Raw genomic sequence first — 2,965 nt, 5'->3', positions numbered from 1 at the left:
ATGTAATTATTTATACAATATATTAATTTTAGCAGCAGTTGCCCAAGGGCATGGCTGAACTGAAGTATCGAGACAGTGGCTACAATAGGAGCGATGCTTGTGGGAGACTGTGCCTACGCACTAACATTATATTTATATCGAGTTTAATTTAATTGGTATGGAAGTTTTAAAACTGACTACAAAAATTGATGAATCGGGTTATTTAAATATTAATATTCCGACCCAGTTAACTGCTGTCGAGGTGAATGTTGTTGTTGTTTTGAATCCAGTTCCAGCAGCCAGTAAGCAGAACTTCAAGTATGATTTTTCTGATTTGGTGGGACGGTTAACCTGGGAGGGAGACGCAGTAACGATGCAGAGGACTTTACGGGATGAGTGGTGATCGCTACTTGTTGGATACGAATGCGATCGTGGCTCTGCTGCAAGGAACTCCCCAACTAATTCAATTACTACAAAACGCTGATTGGATAGCGATTTCAGTTATTAGTCAAATTGAGTTTCTGGCTTTTTCTGGGCTAGGACAAAACGATCGCCAACTTTTTCAGCAGTTTATTCAGCGTGTTGAAGTGATCGATCTGGCAGCAAATGACACAGTTTTGCTTGAGAAAATCATTGAAATTCGTCAACAATTTCGGTTAAAGTTACCCGATGCAATAATTGCGGCAATGGCAATCCAAAATTCTGCAAGTTTGGTAACTGCTGACCAACAATTTGCGAAAGTAACGGCTCTCACGGTAATCAATTGGTAGCGCTAAGACTACAAAATTAAGCGAAGGTTTGATATATAAAGATTTGAGTGTGATGGTGTCCTTTAAATAATTATTGTCATTTTTAAAGAATTCTTGTCAGTTTTCTAAAATTGGAAGAAATTGGCTCAAGCCATTGCTGGAGATGGCTTTGAGCCTTTTATTAATGAAAAACTCTTTTTCGTGTTTTTTAAAGCAAATGATGACATTTTTCTGGAAAATCTTTAAAATAAATGATGTCATTTTTCCATCAACAGATCTTCTTTAGTTTAATCTTACTGCAAGGGGTCGGCGAGTTTTAATACAATGTGTAGCAATTACTACCAAGCGTGAGCTTTTGCTATCTTCTGGAAAGTAGTATGCTTAGTTCGTATCAAAAGCTTAAAAGTTAACCTATTGTTGACGAACTAATAGAAAAGAGCATATTAATATAGTATTGTGAAAAAAATTCTAATCCTCTCAGCAAACCCCAACGACACAAATAGACTGCGCCTAGATGAAGAGGTGCAGAAAATTCAGGCAGGCTTGGAACGCGGCAAAAGATGGAACCAATTTGAAATCATCTCTAAGTTAGCAGTGTGTTCTGAGGACTTACGCCGTGCCCTATTATATCATGAGCCACAAATTGTACATTTTTCTGGTCATGGGAAATGATGACCGTAAAAATTGCATTAATTCAGGAATTTCTAGAGTCGCCGCCTTTTGAGCCATCTTGGAGTAATTTGATTATTTAATATTTTTTACTCACCGATTTTACACTCTTCGTACAAAAATTATAAATATTCAGTTCTTCACTTTCAACACTATACTAATATCCTTGCCAACTCTCCTTCAAAGTCTGCCGGTCGCCTGAAAAACGCTGAGTATTTATACTTCATTCATAGAGCCTATAGTTTTTTACGCTCTCCTCTCACTCACCCAAAATAGTTCTTTTGTACTATTTCTTGAGTTTCAAAATGGCGGTTAGTATTGTATTTTTTTCAAAATGAGAATTGCTGCCGGATTCCTCACCTGACTAGGATTGTATCAATTTGAATTGGACAACAATTCTTTAAAATTGACAATAATTATTTAATGTACAAATGGAGAATAGGAGACTCGAACCCCTGACCTCTGCGGTGCGATCGCAGCACTCTACCAACTGAGCTAATTCCCCGTATAACCTAACCAATCACCGATTATAGCATTTATTCACTTAATTTTGGTGAAAAAACTTCTTGCACCCGTTCAAGTTCCAATTCATTCAGGTAATCAACAGTCCAGTTGCAGCAGCGTTGAAGCATATGGAATGGGTACGTGTGCGCCACACCCACTACCCGGATACCTGCTTTTTTTGCTGCTTGTATACCAGCTAGACTATCTTCAATTACCAGACACTCTTGTGGTGCAAGATTCAAATTGGGATATTGCTTGTTCAGGCGTTCTATTGCCAGTAAATAACCATCCGGTTCTGGTTTACTGGTCGTGATCTCATCACCTGCAACTATAACTTGAAAATATTCAGCTAGTTTACTACGATTGAGTACCAACTCAATTTCGTTGCGAATAGCACCACTAACAACAGCTAAGTGAATGCTGCGCGATCGCAGCTGAAATATCAAGTCCTCTAAACCAGCATACAAAGGCAGTTTTTCGATTTTTTCCAGTTCCGAAGCGTACATGAGTGCTTTTCGTTGTAGCAACTCAGTTAATTGTGTCTGACTAATAACACGACCACGACTTGCAAGCAAATCCTTAAGGCAAGTGCGATCGCTACGTCCTAGACAAATTTTCTTATACTCCCCTGGTTTGAGGGTGAGATTCTCCTCAATCAGAATTTGCTCCGTGAGTTTTTCATGAATTGGCTCATCGTTGATGATGACACCATTAAAATCGAATAAAACTGCCTTTAAACTCATGGCACTATGTCAAACGCTGGAGATGGAAAACCTTGTAAATTATCGTCTGTTTTGACGTCTTTTGACGTAGAGGTGTAATGTCGTGCAGTTCTTTGAGTGCGAGTATCTTCAGCCAAGATTGGTTTAACGGCGCTATTGACTTGACTTATCCACCATACATCTTGGGTTAGCACTTTGGCAAATCCTGCTGCACCCATACTTGCCTCAAGACTGCTAGCAGCATATTCTCGGATATACGGTTCCTCAAAAACATCATTAAGCCAATCTAGCTGGCGCAAAGTCTTTTGGTTCCCATCTAGAATTACAACTTGCCCACCTGGT

General features: G+C 39.1%; 4 protein-coding genes, 1 tRNA gene and 1 pseudogene. 3 read left to right on the top strand and 3 right to left on the bottom strand.

Annotation, left to right across the window (positions count from 1 at the left end; all coding sequences use genetic code 11):
• Positions 1 to 157 precede the first annotated feature (157 nt).
• The 3 genes from G4P69_RS36670 (at position 158) to G4P69_RS36660 (ending at position 1,400) form a co-directional block, all read left to right on the top strand.
• On the top strand, positions 158 to 382 hold the full coding sequence (locus G4P69_RS36670) for a hypothetical protein (protein ID WP_208354760.1): 225 nt from the start codon (positions 158 to 160) through the stop codon (positions 380 to 382).
• Positions 372 to 749: a type II toxin-antitoxin system VapC family toxin gene (locus G4P69_RS36665; RefSeq protein WP_208346353.1), complete on the top strand. Its 378-nt coding sequence runs from the start codon at positions 372 to 374 to the stop codon at positions 747 to 749. The genes G4P69_RS36670 and G4P69_RS36665 overlap by 11 nt, the downstream gene beginning before the upstream one ends.
• A gap of 435 nt (positions 750 to 1,184) precedes the next feature.
• Positions 1,185 to 1,400: a hypothetical protein gene (locus tag G4P69_RS36660; protein ID WP_243902813.1), complete on the top strand. Its 216-nt coding sequence runs from the start codon at positions 1,185 to 1,187 to the stop codon at positions 1,398 to 1,400.
• A gap of 429 nt (positions 1,401 to 1,829) precedes the next feature.
• On the opposite strand, the gene G4P69_RS36655 is transcribed toward G4P69_RS36660, so the two are convergent.
• From G4P69_RS36655 to G4P69_RS36645, 3 genes and pseudogenes are all read right to left on the bottom strand, one after another.
• Positions 1,830 to 1,902 (bottom strand) — tRNA-Ala (locus G4P69_RS36655).
• A gap of 31 nt (positions 1,903 to 1,933) precedes the next feature.
• Complete coding sequence (locus tag G4P69_RS36650; RefSeq protein ID WP_208354759.1) at positions 1,934 to 2,644, bottom strand: HAD family hydrolase; 711 nt, start codon at positions 2,642 to 2,644, stop codon at positions 1,934 to 1,936.
• Positions 2,641 to 2,965 (bottom strand): annotated as a pseudogene (locus tag G4P69_RS36645) (methyltransferase type 11); the annotation flags it as partial. The gene G4P69_RS36650 and the pseudogene G4P69_RS36645, both read right to left, overlap by 4 nt.

Origin of the sequence: Aetokthonos hydrillicola CCALA 1050, from assembly GCF_017591665.1 — a bacterium.
GTDB lineage: Bacteria > Cyanobacteriota > Cyanobacteriia > Cyanobacteriales > Nostocaceae > Aetokthonos > Aetokthonos hydrillicola.
The sequence above is the reverse complement of the archived record's forward strand: the minus strand, read 5'-3'. Positions and strand labels throughout refer to the sequence as shown.